The organism is Cupriavidus sp. KK10, assembly GCF_018223725.1.
Classification (GTDB): Bacteria; Pseudomonadota; Gammaproteobacteria; order Burkholderiales; family Burkholderiaceae; genus Cupriavidus; species Cupriavidus necator.
The window spans coordinates 2819051-2834854 of the sequence record NZ_CP073677.1 but is presented as its reverse complement, the minus strand read 5'-3'; the positions used below and the strand labels follow the sequence as shown (position 1 = coordinate 2834854).

At 68.5% G+C, this 15804-nt stretch carries 19 protein-coding genes; 12 read left to right on the top strand and 7 right to left on the bottom strand.

Going from position 1 to position 15804, the window contains the following annotated elements; genetic code table 11:
- Positions 1–177: 177 nt before the first annotated feature.
- The gene (locus KB879_RS13435; RefSeq protein ID WP_211981683.1) at positions 178–438 is read left to right on the top strand and encodes a phosphopantetheine-binding protein; all 261 of its coding nucleotides are present in this window, start codon (positions 178–180) and stop codon (positions 436–438) included.
- Between the two features lie 58 nt (positions 439–496).
- Complete coding sequence (locus tag KB879_RS13430; protein WP_211981676.1) at positions 497–1351, top strand: glycosyltransferase family 2 protein; 855 nt, start codon at positions 497–499, stop codon at positions 1349–1351.
- A 77-nt stretch (positions 1352–1428) separates the two neighbouring features.
- Here the strand turns inward: KB879_RS13430 and KB879_RS13425 are convergent, their stop codons facing one another.
- Both KB879_RS13425 and KB879_RS13420 read right to left on the bottom strand, forming a co-directional pair.
- The gene (locus tag KB879_RS13425; RefSeq protein WP_013953295.1) at positions 1429–1605 is read right to left on the bottom strand and encodes a glycine zipper 2TM domain-containing protein; all 177 of its coding nucleotides are present in this window, start codon (positions 1603–1605) and stop codon (positions 1429–1431) included.
- A 144-nt stretch (positions 1606–1749) separates the two neighbouring features.
- The gene (locus KB879_RS13420) at positions 1750–2700 is read right to left on the bottom strand and encodes an NAD(P)-dependent oxidoreductase (RefSeq protein WP_256449327.1); all 951 of its coding nucleotides are present in this window, start codon (positions 2698–2700) and stop codon (positions 1750–1752) included.
- A 229-nt stretch (positions 2701–2929) separates the two neighbouring features.
- On the opposite strand from KB879_RS13420, the gene KB879_RS13415 reads away from it, so the two are divergent.
- The 3 genes from KB879_RS13415 to KB879_RS13405 all read left to right on the top strand — a co-directional run bounded on the left by KB879_RS13415 (position 2930) and on the right by KB879_RS13405 (position 4863).
- Positions 2930–3181: a helix-turn-helix transcriptional regulator gene (locus KB879_RS13415; protein ID WP_013953293.1), complete on the top strand. Its 252-nt coding sequence runs from the start codon at positions 2930–2932 to the stop codon at positions 3179–3181.
- A gap of 2 nt (positions 3182–3183) precedes the next feature.
- A complete protein-coding gene (locus KB879_RS13410; protein WP_211981675.1) occupies positions 3184–4539 on the top strand; it encodes a type II toxin-antitoxin system HipA family toxin in 1356 nt (451 codons plus the stop codon).
- 153 nt (positions 4540–4692) lie between these two features.
- The gene (locus tag KB879_RS13405) at positions 4693–4863 is read left to right on the top strand and encodes a hypothetical protein (protein WP_013953291.1); all 171 of its coding nucleotides are present in this window, start codon (positions 4693–4695) and stop codon (positions 4861–4863) included.
- A 127-nt stretch (positions 4864–4990) separates the two neighbouring features.
- Here the strand turns inward: KB879_RS13405 and KB879_RS13400 are convergent, their stop codons facing one another.
- Positions 4991–5926, bottom strand: a complete 936-nt coding sequence (locus KB879_RS13400) for a LysR family transcriptional regulator (RefSeq protein ID WP_211981674.1) — start codon at positions 5924–5926, stop codon at positions 4991–4993.
- 136 nt (positions 5927–6062) lie between these two features.
- Between KB879_RS13400 and KB879_RS13395 the strand changes: the two genes are divergently transcribed.
- Positions 6063–7031: a 3-hydroxyacyl-CoA dehydrogenase family protein gene (locus KB879_RS13395; RefSeq protein ID WP_211981673.1), complete on the top strand. Its 969-nt coding sequence runs from the start codon at positions 6063–6065 to the stop codon at positions 7029–7031.
- On the top strand, positions 7028–7909 hold the full coding sequence (locus KB879_RS13390) for a 3-keto-5-aminohexanoate cleavage protein (RefSeq protein ID WP_211981672.1): 882 nt from the start codon (positions 7028–7030) through the stop codon (positions 7907–7909). Before KB879_RS13395 ends, KB879_RS13390 begins: the two co-directional genes overlap by 4 nt.
- A 22-nt stretch (positions 7910–7931) precedes the next feature.
- On the opposite strand, the gene KB879_RS13385 is transcribed toward KB879_RS13390, so the two are convergent.
- On the bottom strand, positions 7932–8207 hold the full coding sequence (locus tag KB879_RS13385) for a hypothetical protein (RefSeq protein WP_013953287.1): 276 nt from the start codon (positions 8205–8207) through the stop codon (positions 7932–7934).
- 272 nt (positions 8208–8479) lie between these two features.
- On the opposite strand from KB879_RS13385, the gene KB879_RS13380 reads away from it, so the two are divergent.
- Complete coding sequence (locus KB879_RS13380; protein WP_041228667.1) at positions 8480–8800, top strand: H-NS family nucleoid-associated regulatory protein; 321 nt, start codon at positions 8480–8482, stop codon at positions 8798–8800.
- A gap of 99 nt (positions 8801–8899) precedes the next feature.
- Here KB879_RS13380 and KB879_RS13375 read toward each other — a convergent pair whose 3' ends face one another.
- Positions 8900–9343 (bottom strand): hypothetical protein, encoded by a 444-nt coding sequence (locus KB879_RS13375; RefSeq protein WP_211981671.1) that lies wholly within the window; start codon positions 9341–9343, stop codon positions 8900–8902.
- 202 nt (positions 9344–9545) lie between these two features.
- Between KB879_RS13375 and KB879_RS13370 the strand changes: the two genes are divergently transcribed.
- The 3 genes from KB879_RS13370 to KB879_RS13360 all read left to right on the top strand — a co-directional run bounded on the left by KB879_RS13370 (position 9546) and on the right by KB879_RS13360 (position 12202).
- Positions 9546–10235, top strand: a complete 690-nt coding sequence (locus KB879_RS13370) for a heavy metal response regulator transcription factor (protein ID WP_013953285.1) — start codon at positions 9546–9548, stop codon at positions 10233–10235.
- Positions 10232–11689, top strand: a complete 1458-nt coding sequence (locus KB879_RS13365) for a heavy metal sensor histidine kinase (protein ID WP_013953283.1) — start codon at positions 10232–10234, stop codon at positions 11687–11689. Before KB879_RS13370 ends, KB879_RS13365 begins: the two co-directional genes overlap by 4 nt.
- A 102-nt stretch (positions 11690–11791) precedes the next feature.
- Positions 11792–12202 carry a VOC family protein gene (locus KB879_RS13360; protein WP_013953282.1) on the top strand — a complete coding sequence of 137 codons (411 nt, stop codon included), beginning with the start codon at positions 11792–11794 and terminating at the stop codon, positions 12200–12202.
- A 117-nt stretch (positions 12203–12319) separates the two neighbouring features.
- Here the strand turns inward: KB879_RS13360 and KB879_RS40195 are convergent, their stop codons facing one another.
- Entirely contained in the window at positions 12320–12454 is a 135-nt protein-coding gene (locus KB879_RS40195) for a hypothetical protein (protein WP_256449317.1), read from the bottom strand.
- Between the two features lie 144 nt (positions 12455–12598).
- Here KB879_RS40195 and KB879_RS13355 point away from each other — a divergent pair, with 144 nt between their 5' ends.
- Positions 12599–14704 (top strand): heavy metal translocating P-type ATPase, encoded by a 2106-nt coding sequence (locus KB879_RS13355; protein WP_249221298.1) that lies wholly within the window; start codon positions 12599–12601, stop codon positions 14702–14704.
- Between the two features lie 188 nt (positions 14705–14892).
- Here the strand turns inward: KB879_RS13355 and KB879_RS13350 are convergent, their stop codons facing one another.
- Complete coding sequence (locus KB879_RS13350) at positions 14893–15792, bottom strand: polysaccharide deacetylase family protein (protein ID WP_013953280.1); 900 nt, start codon at positions 15790–15792, stop codon at positions 14893–14895.
- Between the last annotated feature and the right edge of the window lie 12 nt (positions 15793–15804).

Below are 15804 nucleotides of genomic sequence, written 5' to 3'. Positions count from 1 at the left end.
ACCCCAAAAGACCGGCCCGACGTGATGATGATTCCCAAAAGGGCCGCCTTTGTTGTTACTAAACTTCTCTCAACTGGCTGGGATTTGCCCCTTTTGATAGCATCGGTTGCCCTGCCGTGCGGACTGGACAACCTTGCCCGGACCCATGCCGCAGCGGCATTCCAGCCACCTAGCGACATGACCGAACTCGAAACCGAACTTGCCCGCCTGATCATCGACGAACTCGACATTGTCGAGTTGCGGCTGGAGGACATCCATGCCACCACGCCGCTCTATGGCGAAGGCTTCGGGCTGGATTCCATCGATATCCTTGAGATCGCACTGCTGGTGTCGCGCAAGTACGGGGTCGAACTGCGTTCGGACAACCCCGACAACAAGACCATCTTTGCCTCGCTGGGCAGCCTGGCCACCTACCTGGCGGAACACCGCACGCGCTAGCCCCGGCTCGCCGCACCCACCCTTTCGCCCTTTCCCAAAGCCAGGACCGGAGCACGACATGCCGCAGCAAGCCATGCCCGGGCCCGCACTGGTGACCGGCGGCAGCGTCTGCCCCATGGGTGGCACCGAGCCGTCCGCCACGCACCTGGTGCTGATCCCCAGCTATAACCCCGGCGTGCGCCTGCATGAAGTGCTGCGCGCGGCGCGCGCCGCCTGGACGCCGGTCTGGGTGGTCGTGGACGGCAGCACCGATGGCAGCGACCAGTGGCTGCTGGCGCAGGCGGCCACCGATCCCGGGCTGCGCGTACTGGTGCTGCCGCGCAACCAGGGCAAGGGCACCGCAGTGCTGCACGGCATCGACGCCGCCGCCGCCGCTGGCTTTACGCATGTGCTGGTGATGGATTCGGACGGGCAGCATCCTGCACACCTGATTCCGCAGTTCATGGCGATATCGCAGCGCAACCCCGGCGCCATGGTGCTGGGCCGGCCCGTGTTCGACGCCAGCGCACCGCGCGAGCGGGTCTACTGGCGGCGCATGTCCAACTTCTGGGTGGATGTCGAGACGCTCTGGGCAGGCATCGGGGATTCCCTGTACGGTTTTCGCGTCTACCCGGTCGCGCCGCTGCGCGCGGTCATGCGCGAGAGCCGCTGGATGCGGCGCTTCGACTTTGATCCGGAAGTAGCGGTGCGCCTGTGCTGGCGCGGCGTGCGCCCCATCAACGCCGATGCGCCGGTGCGCTACTTCGGCCAGCGCGAGGGTGGGGTATCGCATTTCCGCTATCTGCGCGACAACCTGTTGCTGACCGGCATGCATCTGCGGCTGCTGGCCGGCTTCGTGCTGCGGCTGCCGGTACTGGTGTGGCAGCGGCTGCGGCGGGCGACCGGCGGTGCGTCGTGCCGGCCGAAAGCCTGAACGGCATCCCGCAAAACAAGCAGAAAGGCCGCACGAAGCGGCCTTTCTGCTTGTTGGGCTCAGGGGCCAGGGTTTGCTTACTTGCCCAGTTCGTGACCAATCACGCCGCCCACCACGGCGCCGCCGATGGTCCCGGCGGTGCTGCCGTGAGTCAGCTCGTGTCCGGCCACGCCGCCGGCCACCGCGCCCGTCGCCGTACAGCCGGCCAGCGCCATGCTGGCACTTACCAGGAGCGCGCTTGCGAGTTTCCACATGATGGTCTCCTGCATCGTTGCCGGGCCAGTTGCAGGCAACCGGCCCCATGTGTCCAGCTTAGGCCCGTGCCGGGCAGGGGCCTCTCCGAGACACGCCGATTGCGCTGTAGGAATCGGACGACGGCAGGTGGCGCAGGGGTGGCGTCAGGCGTCCCCGGCGTGCTGGCGCAGGCGCTTGATCAGCGAAGAGGTGTCTGCGCGGCCGCAACCCATCTGCTGCAGGTCGGCATAGAACTGGTCGACCAGCGCCGTCACCGGCAGGCCGGCGCCGTTGCGGCGCGCCTCGTCCAGGCACAGGCCCAGGTCCTTGCGCATCCAGTCGACCGCGAAGCCGAAGTCGAATTTGTTGTCGATCATGGTGGGGCCGCGGTTCTCGAGCTGCCATGAGCCGGCCGCGCCCTTGCTGATGACGTCCAGCACCAGGCGCATGTCCAGCCCGGCGCGCTCGCCAAAGGCGATGGCCTCAGACAGGCCCTGGATCAGCCCGGCGATGCTGATCTGGTTGACCATCTTGGCCAGTTGCCCGGCGCCGGATTCGCCGATGCGCGTGACGGCGCGTGCGTAGGCGGCAATGACCGGTTCGGCGCGCGCATAGGCGTCGGCATCGCCGCCGCACATGATGGTCAGGATGCCTTTCTCCGCGCCGACTTCGCCGCCGGAGACCGGGCCGTCGACAAAGTGCAGGCCGTGCTCGCGCGCGGCGGCGTAGAGTTCGCGCGCCACGTTGGCGCTGGCGGTGGTGTGGTCCACGAAGATGCAGCCGCTGGGCGCGCTGAAGAAGGCGCCGTCATGCCCGGCCAGCACCGCGCGCAGGTCGTCGTCATTGCCCACGCAGGAGCAGACTACCTGCGCATCGCGCACGGCCTGTGCCGGCGTGGGCGCTGATTTGCCGCCGAACTTCTCGACCCATGCCTGCGCCTTGGCGGCGGTGCGGTTGTACACGGTGACCTCGTGCCCCTTGGTGGCGAGGTGGCCGGCCATGTGGAAACCCATGACGCCCAGTCCGAGAAATGCGACACGCATGCTGCTGCTCCGTTGCTTGTATGTTTGGGATCGGTGAGGCGCGGCCCCGTTTGCGTGATGCCACGCCGGGATCCTGCACCGGCGGGGCGGCTAGGCCGCCTCCGGCTCCAGAGTATACGAGGGCGCCGGGGCTGGGGCCAGATACAGAGCCTGGCACGATGTTGCGCTACAGGCTGCTGCTTCGGGCACATATAGTCATGGCATCGTTAAAATCAAAATACCTATGACATGAGTATTTGAAGAATACCCATGCTGTCGCTAAAATAGAAATACCTATCATATTGGTATTCCATCCAACGCGATGAAGCAAATTGTCTCTACTCCATGGCAGCTTGGCCAGATCCTGCAGGCAGCGCGCAAGGCGGCCGGCCTGAACCAGACCGAGGCTGCCGCGCGGCTGAATATCAGCCAGAGCCGGATGTCGCACATGGAACTGAACCCCGACAGCATCAGCGTCGACCAACTGCTGGCGCTGGTCGGCGCGCTCGGCCTGGAGTTGGTGGTCCAGGACCGGGCCACGGGAGCCGCCGAGGTGTCCGAGGTGGCGTGGTAATCATGGCGGCACGCAGGTCACGTACGCCGGCGCTGTCGGTCTGGGCCAACGGGCAGCGCGTGGGCACCTGGCGCCAGCCGTCCGGTACCGGGATGGAACTGGAATACGACGAGGACTGGATCCGCTCTGAAGCCGGGCGGCCCCTGTCTCTGTCGCTCGGGTATGGCCTGGGCAACCGGCGCGTGGTGCGTGGCGATGCCGTGCGCAACTACTTCGACAACCTGTTGCCGGACAGCGAGGCCATCCGGCGCCGGTTGGCGCTGCGCTTCCAGACCGGCTCGGTAGAAGCCTTCGAGTTGCTCGCCGCCATCGGCCGCGATTGCGTGGGCGCGGTGCAGATCCTGGGCGAAAACGAAGCGCCTGCGGGCATCGACCGGATCGAAGGCGAACCGCTATCGGACGAGCAGATCGAGCGCTGGCTGGAGGATATCGTCGCCACGCCCCCGCTTGGGCGGCATGAGCACGACGACGACTTCCGCATCTCCATCGCCGGCGCGCAGGAGAAGACTGCGCTGCTGCGCCATGACGGCCAATGGCTGCGGCCGCATGGCGCCACCCCGACCACACATATTTTCAAGCTGCCACTGGGCCTGGTGGGCAACCGCAGGGCCGACCTGAGCACGTCGGTGGAAAACGAATGGCTGTGCCTGAAGATCCTTGCCGCCTATGGCTTGCCGGTGGCCGATTGCGAGATGCTGACGTTCGGCCGCCGCAAGGTGCTGAGCGTCACGCGTTTCGATCGCCAGCCTCATCCGTCAGGCAATTGGCTGCTGCGGCTGCTGCAGGAAGATTTCTGCCAGGTGTTCGGCCTCAGCCCGCTGCAGAAATACGAGGCCGATGGCGGACCCGGCATGATCGAGATCGCCACGGTGCTGCGCAACTCAGTGGCCCGGGCCGATGATCTGCAGACGCTACTGGCCGCGCAGCTGCTGTTTTGGCTGCTGGCCGCACCGGACGGGCACGCCAAGAACTTCAGCATCCGCCTGCTGGCCGGCGGGCGTTACCGCATGACGCCGCTGTACGACGTGATGTCGATCTGGCCGGTGGTGGGCCAGGGCGCCAACCAGTTCTCCTGGCACAAGGCCAAGCTGGCCATGGCGGTCGCCGGCCGCAGCCGGCACTACGGTCTGCGCGATATCCAGCGCCGCCATTTCAATGCGATGGCACCGCGCTGTTTTCTGGGTGCCGATGCCGAGGCGCTGATCGGGCGCATCATCGCGCGGACCCCGGCGGTGCTCGCCGAGGTCGGCGCAGCACTGCCCGCGGGTTTTCCGCAGAAGGTGGCGGACACGATCCTGGAGGGTTTGCGAACATCGGTGCAGCGGCTGGGAGAGATGCCGGCGCAGGTGGAGGGGTGAGCCCCGGGGAGCCTTTGCCGCCGGAGCTGTCCGCCGCGCACATCACCACAAGGTAAGAACCCGCCTACGCCAGCTTCCGCCCTTGTCCTATCCCTTGCGCATCGCGTGCTGCCTACATTGAAGCCAGGTTGCACCACCGCAAGGAGCCGACTCATGTCATTCGCGCTATACATTATCGGCCTGCTGGTCCTGGTTGGCGGCATTGCCTGGGGCATGGAAACGGCTGGCCTCGCGCCCGTCTATATCGGTATTGCCTGCCTGATCGTGCTTGGCATCGGCATCATGGCGGCGGTTTCGCGTACCCGTACCAAGGACCCTTCTTGAGGGCTGCGTGCCCGGTGCCGTGCCGGGCCCACTTTCCGTGACGCCGCGCAGCGGCGGGCGCACGAGGTTGGCTTGGAACCAGGCCAGCGTTGCCTGCGCGCCATGGCCAGCCAGCATCGCCACTAGTTCACCGGGCCTCCGTGTCCGCCGTGTCTTGCACGGGCGGACTCGCCAGCTGCGCGCGCACCGCCGCCGCCAGTTCGGCAGCCGCCGGCGACAGGCTGCGGTTGCGCGAGGTCACCAGCCCGATCGAGCGCTCGGTCACCGGCGCGGTCAGCAGGCGCTCGACAATGCCGGGCTGGCGCACGGTGCCGGCCGCGATCTCGGGCAGCGCGGCCACGCCGAAGCCGCATTCGACCATGGCCGCGATAGTGGCCAGGCGCTCTGCCTCGAACACCGGCTGGAAGCGGATGCGGTTCTGCAGGAAGGCCCATTCCGCGTACTGGCGCACGCTGCTCGGGTGCGTCATCGACACGTGCGGCGTGCTGGCGGTATCGGCCCAGCGCAGCGGCCCGGGACTGCGCGCCAGTGGGTGAGCCGACGGAATCAGCAGCACGAAGCGGTCCGACAGCAGGGGCTCATATTGCAGGTCCGCCTGTTGTGGGTCGGCGGCGGTCAGCGCGAAATCCACGTCGCCGGCGCGCACCAGGTCGAACGCCGGGCCGGAGAGGGTATCGAACACCTTCAGCGCCACCTCCGGGCGCGCCTGGTGGTAGGCCATCAGCACGCGCGGCAGCATGCGCGCCGCCAGCGAGGGCAGCGCCGCCACCGCCACCTGGCCGCGCTCGGCGCTGGCAATGCCGGTCACGGCGTCGATGGCGCCGCGGAACGCCGCCTGCAGCAGCGCGGCCTGCTGCATGAAGACCTGGCCGGCCGCGGTCAGGCGCACGGTGCGGGTGGTGCGGTCGAACAGGCGCACGCCGACGGATTCCTCGATGCGCAGGATCTGCGTGGACAGGGCGGATTGCGACAGGTGCAGCTGGCTGGCGGCCTGGCGGAAGTTGAGCGTGCGGCCAAGCAACAGCATGGTTTCGATGTCGCGCATCGACAGGTTGATTTTCATGGGCGGTAGCGGGTCGGCGGTGTCTAGTGCCGGCCGGGTCACGCTATTGATCTGATTTCTGGATCATTTTATCCAGAAATTCGACTTCTTCAATCAAAGCAAGTTCTCTACACTGCCTGGATTCCTGGGAGAACCTATGTCGAACCCGACCGCTCCGGTCATCCTGAGCCGCCCTGGCGCCGCGCACGCGGTGGTGGTGGGCGGCGGCATCATGGGCGCCGATGTTGCCGTGGTGCTGACCCGCGCGCTGTGCCGCACCACCGTGGTCGAGCCTGATGCCGGCCGCGCCGGTGCCCTGCCCGGGCGCGTGCGAGGCAACCTGGCCGCGATCGGCCGTGAACAAGGCGCGGAGCGCCTGGCGGTGGCCGCGGCGCTGGATGATGTGGACTGGTCCACCGTGGACTTGGTGATCGAATGCATCCCGGAACGGCTGGACCTGAAGCAGGCGCTCTTTGCCGAGCTGGTGCGGCGCGCGCGGCCCGATACGGTGCTGGCCAGCAACAGCTCCAGCTTCCCGATCAGCGCCATCGGCGTGGGGCTTGACTCGCGTGCGCGCATGCTCGGCCTGCACTTCTTCATGCCGGCGCACCTGGTGCCGCTGGTGGAAGTGGTGATGGGCGATGACAGCGACGAGGCCTGTGCCGATGCGCTGATCGCCTTCATGCGCCGCTGCGCGATGGTGCCGGTCAAGGTGCGCAAGGACCTGCCGGGCTTTCTTGCCAACCGGCTGCAGCATGCGCTGTCGCGCGAGGCCTTCAGCCTGATCGACCGCGGCATTGCCTCGCCCGAGGATGTCGATGCGGCGGTGCGCTTCGGCTTCGGCTTTCGCTTCCTGGCGGCCGGGCCGGTGCTGCAGCGCGACCACGCGGGCATCGACGTGCACGCGGCCGCCGGCGCCACCATGTACCCGACCTTCTGCAACGACGACCATCCGGCGCGCTGCCTGTCCGAGCGCGCCGCCGACGGCCGCCACGGCATGAAGCGCGGCGAAGGCTTCTACCACTGGACCCCTGAAACCATTGCCGCCGAGCGCGCACGCTATGACAGCCTGCTGCGCGCCGGCCTGGCGCTGATCGCGCCTGAACTGCCCGAGATCGAGCCATGACCCAGACCCCTTCCCAAGCCCCTGTCGCCGCGGCCCGCGTGCCGCTGGCCGATGCGCCGCTGATCGTCACCGTGGCGCCCAACGGCGCCTACAAGCGCGCCAGCGACCATCCGGCGGTGCCGCTGACCGCCGCGGCACTGGCCGCTGAAGCGCGCGCCTGCCTGGATGCCGGCGCGGCCATGATGCACATGCATGTGCGCGATGCCGAAGGGCGCCACTCCCTCGACGTGCAGGCCTACCGCGACGCGCTGGCCGCGGTGAAGCAGGCCGTCGGCGAAGCGTTGCTGGTGCAGGTGACGAGCGAGGCCGCGGGCGTATACAAGGCCGCGGAGCAGATGGCGATGGTGCGTGAGCTGCGGCCCGAAGCCGTCTCGGTGGGCCTGCGCGAAGTGGACGTGCCGGAGATCCCGGACAGCGAACTGGCGGCGTTCTTCGCCTGGCTGGCGCGTGAGCGCGTGATGACGCAGGTGATCCTGTATGACGTGGCCGATGTGCGGCGCTGGCAGTCGATGCGTGAGCGCGGCATGGTGCCGCCGGGCGCATGGTCGGTGCTGTACGTGCTGGGGCGCTATGCCGCCGGACAGGTGTCGTCGCCGCACGACCTGCTGCCGTTCCTGCAGGCCGCGGGCGAGTCCGGCGACGCGTTGCCTTGGGCGATCTGCGCCTTCGGCCGCGAAGAGAATGCCTGCGTGACCGCGGCCGCGGCATTTGGCGGCCATGTGCGGGTGGGATTCGAGAACAACCTGCTGCTGCGCGACGGCAGCCGCGCACCCGGCAACCATGCGCTGGTGGCGCAGGCGGTGCAGGGCGGCCTGACGCTGGGCCGGCCGATTGCCGACGCCGCCGATGCGCGCCGCATCTACGGCGAGGTGCGCTGAGGCGCTGCCTCGCCGGGTGCCGTCAGGCGCCGTCGCTGAAGCTGTCGCGCGGGCCGTTGGGGTTATGCGCGCCGTCGGTGAAGGTGCTGCGCGGACCGGTTGCGGCGTTCGCGCCGTCCGTGAACGCGCTGCGGGTTTCCATGAGGCTGCGGGCGCCGTCGGTGAACGGGCTGCGGGGGCCGGTGGCGCTGTGCGCCCCGTCGCTGAACGGATCGACGTTGCGCGGTGCAGCCTGCGCAGTGCCGACCACGGCAGCGATAAGGGCGGTGGCCACAAAGACTTGCCTGAGTGCTTGCATGAGTCGCTTCTCCGTAAGGTTGCCGGCCCGGGGTGGGCGGCGGTGAAGCAAGTCTAGGCAGCGCGTGCCCACACGAGCATGACCGGCACATGACATTGGTGTCACTCGGCAGCGCACGTGCGCGGCAAGCGCAAGGCAATTGGCCGCGTGCCCGTGAGGGAAACGCAGCAGCGCCGGCAAAGGCTGTAGAATCACGGCTATCCGACCGGCCTGCGGTTCTATCGCCGGTTTTTCATTGCCCGCGGAAATGCAGCGGGCCTCTCACGAGAGTCATGTCCGAGTCTGATTCAGCCAAACTCGCTGCGGTGGCGTGGATCCGCGAGCAAATGGACCGTCATGCCCTGACGTTCGACGATCTTGTCGCCGCCGGGTGCTTTGATCATGTTGCCATCGACGCCGGGCATGAGCCGGCGCCTGAGGCCGCGCCAGCCGTGGCCCCGCTTGTCCCGCAGGCCGCCCCCCAGGCTGCCGCTGCACGCCCGCTGTACCGCAATGCGCTCGGCCAGAGCTGGGACGGGCAGGGCGAGTATCCAGACTGGCTGCAACGGGCCGTGAACGCCGGGCAGTCGATCGAATTCTTCCGAGTCGGATAAAAAGCGCAGGCGCGACAATTCGCCGCGCATTGCCGGTGCCGACGGAATTCCGCAAAACAGAAAAGAAGCGATGCGGGCGCTGTGCCCGCTATGACGCGCTCAGCAGCGTGCGGGCAGCAGGCGTTCCAGCGGCAGGATGTCGGTGAATGCACCCGGCGTGGCCATTGGCGCCGCGTGCGCCCAATGCACCAGCACCTCCGCAGGCAGTTCGCGCAGCACGCCGGACGCGGCCGATGGCCGCGTCTCCAGCGGCGTGGCGCCCTGGTCGGTCGCCTGCGGCGCATCGGCATCGTGCAGCTGCAGCGGATGGCCGCTGCCGGAAGGCTCGGCCATCACCTGGACCGCGCTGCCGCGGCAAGTGCCCGGGCCGGTGCCGTCCAGTGCCGCTTCCGCCTCCATTTTTGCGGCCGCGTGCCGTTCCGGCAGCGACAGCCCGGCAGCCTGTCCCGCGCTGCACACCGTGGCCACTGCCGCCGCGGCACCGGAGACGGGCAGCGCAAGCATGGCGAGGGACAGCAGCAGGTAATTCGGCAGGCGTTTCATCGGCAGGGGGCGGCGGGCAGGATGGGGGCAACGGTGGCGCAAGCCGGCAGGACGCCGGTAGTGATCGCGCATTTTACCGGGGTTTCCGCCTGCATTTCCCTGGCATGGCGATGACATTTCTGAAATCTTTGCCCATTGGCGGTCATCCTCGGCTAGCGTTACGCCATGGCGGCGCTGGTGCCGCCCGGAAAGTGATCGAACCATGCGTATCCTGATTGTCGAGGACGAACCCAAGGCGGGTGACTACCTGCACAAGGGCCTGACCGAATCCGGCTTCGTGGTGGACCTGGCGCGCGACGGCGCGGACGGCCTGGCCCATGCGCGCGAGCATCCCTATGACCTGATCGTGCTGGACGTGATGCTGCCCGGCCTGGATGGCTGGCAGGTGCTGCGCGAACTGCGCCGCGAGCGCGATACCCCGGTACTGTTCCTGACCGCGCGCGACGAACTGTCGGACCGCCTCAAGGGGCTGGAGCTCGGCGCCGACGACTATATGGTCAAGCCCTTTGCCTTTGCCGAACTGGTGCTGCGCATCCGCACCATCCTGCGGCGCGGCCCGCTGCGCGAGAGTGAGTTCATCGAAGTGGCCGACCTGCAGATCGACGCCATCCGCCGCCGTGTGGTGCGCGCCGGCCAGAAGATCGACCTGACCTCCAAGGAGTTTGCGCTGCTGTACCTGCTGGCGCGCCGGCGCGGTGAGGTGCTGTCGCGTTCGCTGATCGCCTCGCAGGTGTGGGACGTCAATTTCGACAGCAATACCAATGTGGTCGACGTCTCGATCCGGCGCCTGCGCGCCAAGGTCGACGATCCCTTCCCGCACAAGCTGATCCACACGCGGCGCGGCATGGGCTACGTGCTGGACGACAGCGAGGACCGGGGCCAGGACGCATGATGCGGCTGACGTCTTCGCTCACCACGCGGCTGGCGCTGGCGTACGGGCTGGCCACGGCAGTGATTCTTGCCAGCGTGGCGGCCTACCTGTCCGGGGCGCTGTCGGCGCAGCTGGAGGGGCGTGACGAGAGCGAGCTGGTCGGCGAAGTGCTGCTGGTGCGCCACCTGCTGCGCGAGGTGCGCAGCGAGGCCGAGATCCGCGCCGATACCCACCGCTTTGCCGATATCGCGATGGGCCATGAGGGGCTGATCCTGGTGGTGCGCTCACGCCAGGGCGAGCCGCTGGTCACGCTCAACCCGCGCAATGAATCCGTGCCGGCGCTGCGCGTGCTGCCCGCCACCACGCAGCCAGAGAAGAGCATGTTGCAGACCTGGTACCCCAAGAATGGCGTGCCCTCGCGCGGCATTGCGGCGTTGGGCCAGCTGGGGGATTCCGACAAGGCCGTGGAGATCGTGGTGCTGCGCGATGCCGGCTATCGAGTGGCGCTGATCCGCGAATACCGCCACCAGGTGCTGTGGGCCACGCTGTGCGGCGCTGCCGTGGCGGCGGGGCTGGGCTTCGTGCTGGCGCGGCGCGGGCTGCGGCCGCTGCGGCGCATGGCTGCCGATGCCGCCGCGGTCACCACCAGCCGCCTTGCCACGCGGCTTGACGTGGGCAGCGCACCGGCCGAGTTGCGCGAGCTGGCGGCGGCCCTCAATGACATGCTGGCGCGGCTGCAGGACAGCTTCTCGCGGCTGTCCGAATTCTCGGCGGACCTGGCGCATGATTTCCGCACGCCGATCAGCAACCTGATCGGCCAGACCCAGGTCACGCTGGCGCAGAGTCGCGGCGTGTCCGAGTATGAGGCGCTGCTCGAATCCAACCTGGAAGAGTACGAGCGCCTGGCGCGCATGATCGAGAACATGCTGTTCCTGGCGCGCGCCGACCATGCGCAGGTGGCGCTGGGCATCCGCACGCTGGACGCGCGCGAGGAACTGGACAAGATGGCCGAGTACTTCGAGGCCGTGGCCGCCGACCGCGAGGTCGCGCTGGCGGTGAACGGTACGGCAATGGTGCAGGCCGACCAGACGCTGCTGCGCCGCGCGGTCACCAACCTGCTCGACAATGCGCTGCGCCATGCGCCGGCCGGCAGCACCGTGCAGCTCGACGTGGAGCGCGCCCCGGCGCCGGGCGGCGGCACGACCTGCATCCGCGTGACCAATGCCGGGCCGGCGATCCCGCCCGAGACGCTGCCGCATATCTTCGGGCGCTTCTACCGGGCCGATCCGTCGCGCCGCAACTCGGCGGCGTCGACCGGGCTGGGGCTGGCCATCGTCGACACCATCATGCGGCTGCATGGCGGCAGCGTGACGGTGCGCAGCCTGGAAGGCGAAACGATGTTCTCGCTGCAATTTCCTGCCGAGGCATTGGCCACTGCCGTGCCGCCTGCCCCGGTCCCCGCCGCGGTTTCCTGAGTCCGGCCGGGCGCTTGCACCTAGCCGGCACGCGCGCATAATGGCGCGCGGGCGAACAGCCAATGCCATGCAGCCCGATCGACCATTCACAAGGAGAGCGACATGCAGGTGCAACCCTATCTGGATTTTGGCGGCCGTTTCGATGAGGCCGTGGCCTTCTACGGCAAGGTGCTGGGCGCGCAGGTCACGTTCGCGATGCGCTACAAGGACGCCCCGCCGAGCCCCGGCATGGAGGTTCCCGATGACTGGAAGGACAAGGTGATGCACGCCAATATCCAGTTCGGCGAAAACCAGGTGATGGCGTCCGACGGCCGGCGCGGCGAGCGCCCGGCGTTCAGTGGCTTCAGTCTGTCGGTGGGCGCGGTCAGCAAGGACGAGGGCCAGCGCATCTTCGACGGCCTGAGCGAAGGCGGCCAGGTGGTGGTGCCGTACCAGAAGACCTTCTGGGCCGAAGGCTTCGGCATGCTGGTGGACCGCTTCGGCATGTCCTGGATGGTCAACTGCGAGCACTGACCCGCCGCTGCGGCATGGCGCCGCGGTCGCTGCCATGCCGCTTGACTCTGTAGTCGCTACAGGGTCTTCAATGTCATCAGGTTAAACCAGCGGGAACAACAAGATATGGCTCGCACGTCACCTGAGGACGCACTTCCTCAAGATCACGCTGCCCACGCGCACGATGGCGCCGCCCACCGGCATGGCGGGCATGATCACGACCATCACCATCACCATCACCATCACCATCACCACCACGACCATGATCATCATGGGCATGGCCATGCGGAGGCCCGGCAAGCACCGGCGGCTTCCGCCTGCTGTGGCGGCGGCTGCTCGGCCACGGTTGCGCTGACGCCCGCGGCATCGGTCGACATTCCCGCCGGCGCGCAGACCGTTGCATGGCGCATTGACGCGATGGACTGCCCGACCGAGGAAACGCTGATCCGCAGCAAGCTGGGCGGCATGGCGGGCGTGGCGGCGCTGGAGTTCAACCTGATCCAGCGGGTGCTGACGGTGCATCACACCTTGCCGTCGCCGGAGCCGGTGGCTAGGGCGATCGAGAGCCTGGGCATGCAGCCGGTGCCGCTGAGCACCGAGGCCGCGCAGCAAGTCTTGCCGCAATCCACGACAAGCAAGCCCTGGTGGCCGCTGGCGCTGGCCGGCGTGGCCGCTTTGGGTGCCGAAGCGGCGGAGTGGCTGGGTCTGGGTTTGCCGTGGCTGCCCGCCGCGCTGGCACTGGCGGCAGTGGCGCTGGGCGGGCTGACCACCTACCGCAAGGGCTGGATCGCGTTGCGCAATGGCAACCTGAACATCAATGCCCTGATGAGCATTGCCGTCACCGGCGCACTGCTGCTGCGCCAGTGGCCGGAAGCGGCCATGGTGATGGTGCTGTTCGCGCTGGCCGAGCGCATCGAGGCGGCCTCGCTGGACCGGGCGCGCAACGCGATCCGCGGCTTGATGGCGATGGCGCCGGAACAGGCCACGGTGCGTCGCGCCGATGGCAGCTGGGACACCGTGCCCGCCGCCGGCGTTGCCGTGGGGGCGCTGGTGCGGCTGCGGCCGGGCGAGCGCGTCGCGCTTGACGGCAAGGTCGTGCGCGGCCAGTCGGCGCTGGACCAGGCGCCCATCACCGGCGAAAGCGTGCCGGTCGACAAGGCCGAGGGCGATGTGCTGTTCGCCGGCTCGATCAACCAGTCCGGCGAGCTGGAGTACACCGTGACGGCGCCCGCCAGCGATTCCACGCTGGCCCGCATCATCCACGCGGTGGAGGCCGCGCAGGGCAGCCGTGCGCCCACGCAGCGCTTTGTCGACCAGTTCGCGCGCATCTACACGCCCACGGTGTTCGCGATTGCGCTGGCGGTCGCGGTGGTGCCGCCGCTGGCCATGGGCGGTGCCTGGGTCGACTGGATCTACAAGGCGCTGGTGCTGCTGGTGATCGCCTGCCCCTGCGCGCTGGTGATCTCCACGCCGGTGACCATCGTCAGCGGGCTGGCCGCGGCCGCGCGCCGCGGCATCCTGGTCAAAGGCGGGGTGTACCTGGAGCAGGGCCGGCACCTGGCCTGGGTGGCGCTGGACAAGACCGGCACGATCACGCACGGCAAGCCCGCGCAGACCGACCACGCGCTGCTGGCCGAGGACGCGCCGCATGCCCGCGCCATTGCTGCCAGCCTGGCGGCGCGCTCGGACCATCCGGTTTCGCGCGCGGTGGCCACGGCGGCCACGGCCGACGGGATCGGCACGCTGCCGGTGGACGACTTCGAGGCGCTGGCGGGGCGCGGCACGCGCGGCAAGGTGCAGGGCGTGGCGTACTGCTTGGGCAACCACCGCCTGGTGCATGAGATGGGCGCCTGCTCGCCGGCGCTGGAGGCGCGGCTCGAAGCGCTGGAGCGCGAGGGCAAGACCGTGGTGCTGCTGGCGCGCGTCGACGGCAACGGCGCCGCCACGGCGCTGGCGCTGTTCGCGGTGGCGGATACCGTGCGCGACACCAGCCGGCAGGCGATTGCCGAGCTGCATGAACTGGGCGTCAGGACACTGATGCTGTCGGGCGACAATCCGCACACGGCGCAAGCCATTGCCGCGCAGGTCGGCATCGATGAAGCGCGCGGCGACCAGTTGCCGCAGGACAAGGCCGACGGCATCGCGGCGCTTGCCGGCGCCGCCCACGCGCGCGGCGGCCGCGTCGGCATGGTGGGCGACGGCATCAACGACGCACCGGCGCTGGCGCGTGCCGATATCGGCTTCGCCATGGGCGCAGCCGGCACCGACACCGCTATCGAGACGGCCGACGTGGCGCTGATGGACGATGACCTGCGCAAGATCCCGGCCTTTGTGCGCCTGTCGCGCCGCACCGCAAGCATCCTCACGCAGAACATCACGCTGGCGCTCGGCATCAAGGCCGTGTTCCTGGTGCTGACGGTGCTGGGGATGGGGACGATGTGGATGGCGGTGTTCGCCGATATGGGCGCGAGCCTGCTGGTGGTGTTCAACGGGCTGCGGGTGGGGGCGGAGCGGCGCGGCTAGCTGTTGCCGGCAGACGTCCTCCCGCTGGCGGTTTGCTCCCCTCTCCCGCTTGCGGGAGAGGGGCAGGGGGGCGAGGGCAGGCGCAGGCAATACCACAGGTTTTAACTTCGTGGATACGCCCGGCCCTCACCCCAACCCTCTCCCGCAAGCGGGAGAGGGAGCAGACAATCGGTAGTCGGGACGATGTGTCAGCTCACCTGCGGCTGCACAATCAACTCGCCACTGCGCCCCGGAATCTCTCCCCAAGTTACCGGCAACTCCGGCAGCCTCTGCCGGTCCAGCCCGCGATACCACGTCGCCATCGACACCAGCTCGTGCCCCTGCGCACGCCATCCCGCCAGCAGCCGCTCGAACACCGGCGCCAGCTTGCCGCCTTCCAGCTCGGTATGCAGCGTGAAGACATGGTCGCGCGTGCCTTCGGTCAGCTTCAGCAGCGCGGTGTGGACGTTATCTTCGGTCAGGTCGTCGGTGCCGATCAGTTCATCCAGCGTCGGCAGCGTGGTCGGCATCTGCACGTGCCGGCAGGGCACGCCGTCGATGGTCGGGATATAGGGCGCGGTGCCGCGTCCGTCGGACGCATAGGCCATGCCCCAGTCATCGATCTGACGGAACGCATCCTCATTCATCTGCCAGCCTGCCGCGCCGTGCGTGGCCGGTGCTTCGCCGAAGATCTCGCGGTAGCGCGCGAACGCCTGCTGCATCTGCCGGCGCGTCCAGACAGCATCGCGCTCGCGCACGTTGTCCTGCCAGTAGACGTGGTCCCAGGTGTGGATGCCGCACTCATGGCCGGCCGCGCGCGCCGCGCGCATCTCGGCGGCGCCCTTGCGGCCGATGTCCGGCCCCGGCAGCAGCACGCCGTACATCAGCGTGCGCAGGCCATAGTTGGACACCACCGAGGTGCGCGACACCTTCGTCAGGAAGCCGGGCCGGAATACGCGCCGCAGCGCCCAGCCGGTATGGTCGGGACCGAGGCTGAACAGGAAGGTGGCCTGCGCCTGCGCAGCCGCCAGCATCGACAGCAGCTTCGGCACGCCTTCGCGCGTGCCGCGCAGCGTGTCGACGTCGACCTTCAGGGCAATGCGTGCCATCTGCGTTGCGCG

What these genes read in the sequence shown, in the direction of transcription:
- KB879_RS13350 (WP_013953280.1), bottom strand. Translation starts at nt 15,792, where the DNA reads ATGGCACGCATTGCCCTGAAGGTCGACGTCGACACGCTGCGCGGCACG.
- KB879_RS13395 (WP_211981673.1), top strand. Translation starts at nt 6,063, where the DNA reads ATGTCGAACCCGACCGCTCCGGTCATCCTGAGCCGCCCTGGCGCCGCG.
- KB879_RS13390 (WP_211981672.1), top strand. Translation starts at nt 7,028, where the DNA reads ATGACCCAGACCCCTTCCCAAGCCCCTGTCGCCGCGGCCCGCGTGCCG.
- KB879_RS13365 (WP_013953283.1), top strand. Translation starts at nt 10,232, where the DNA reads ATGATGCGGCTGACGTCTTCGCTCACCACGCGGCTGGCGCTGGCGTAC.
- KB879_RS13385 (WP_013953287.1), bottom strand. Translation starts at nt 8,207, where the DNA reads ATGCAAGCACTCAGGCAAGTCTTTGTGGCCACCGCCCTTATCGCTGCC.
- KB879_RS13360 (WP_013953282.1), top strand. Translation starts at nt 11,792, where the DNA reads ATGCAGGTGCAACCCTATCTGGATTTTGGCGGCCGTTTCGATGAGGCC.
- KB879_RS13405 (WP_013953291.1), top strand. Translation starts at nt 4,693, where the DNA reads ATGTCATTCGCGCTATACATTATCGGCCTGCTGGTCCTGGTTGGCGGC.
- KB879_RS13415 (WP_013953293.1), top strand. Translation starts at nt 2,930, where the DNA reads ATGAAGCAAATTGTCTCTACTCCATGGCAGCTTGGCCAGATCCTGCAG.
- KB879_RS13430 (WP_211981676.1), top strand. Translation starts at nt 497, where the DNA reads ATGCCGCAGCAAGCCATGCCCGGGCCCGCACTGGTGACCGGCGGCAGC.
- KB879_RS13435 (WP_211981683.1), top strand. Translation starts at nt 178, where the DNA reads ATGACCGAACTCGAAACCGAACTTGCCCGCCTGATCATCGACGAACTC.
- KB879_RS13380 (WP_041228667.1), top strand. Translation starts at nt 8,480, where the DNA reads ATGTCCGAGTCTGATTCAGCCAAACTCGCTGCGGTGGCGTGGATCCGC.
- KB879_RS13410 (WP_211981675.1), top strand. Translation starts at nt 3,184, where the DNA reads ATGGCGGCACGCAGGTCACGTACGCCGGCGCTGTCGGTCTGGGCCAAC.
- KB879_RS13370 (WP_013953285.1), top strand. Translation starts at nt 9,546, where the DNA reads ATGCGTATCCTGATTGTCGAGGACGAACCCAAGGCGGGTGACTACCTG.
- KB879_RS13375 (WP_211981671.1), bottom strand. Translation starts at nt 9,343, where the DNA reads ATGAAACGCCTGCCGAATTACCTGCTGCTGTCCCTCGCCATGCTTGCG.
- KB879_RS40195 (WP_256449317.1), bottom strand. Translation starts at nt 12,454, where the DNA reads ATGATGATCATGGTCGTGGTGGTGATGGTGATGGTGATGGTGATGGTG.
- KB879_RS13355 (WP_249221298.1), top strand. Translation starts at nt 12,599, where the DNA reads ATGGACTGCCCGACCGAGGAAACGCTGATCCGCAGCAAGCTGGGCGGC.
- KB879_RS13400 (WP_211981674.1), bottom strand. Translation starts at nt 5,926, where the DNA reads ATGAAAATCAACCTGTCGATGCGCGACATCGAAACCATGCTGTTGCTT.
- KB879_RS13425 (WP_013953295.1), bottom strand. Translation starts at nt 1,605, where the DNA reads ATGTGGAAACTCGCAAGCGCGCTCCTGGTAAGTGCCAGCATGGCGCTG.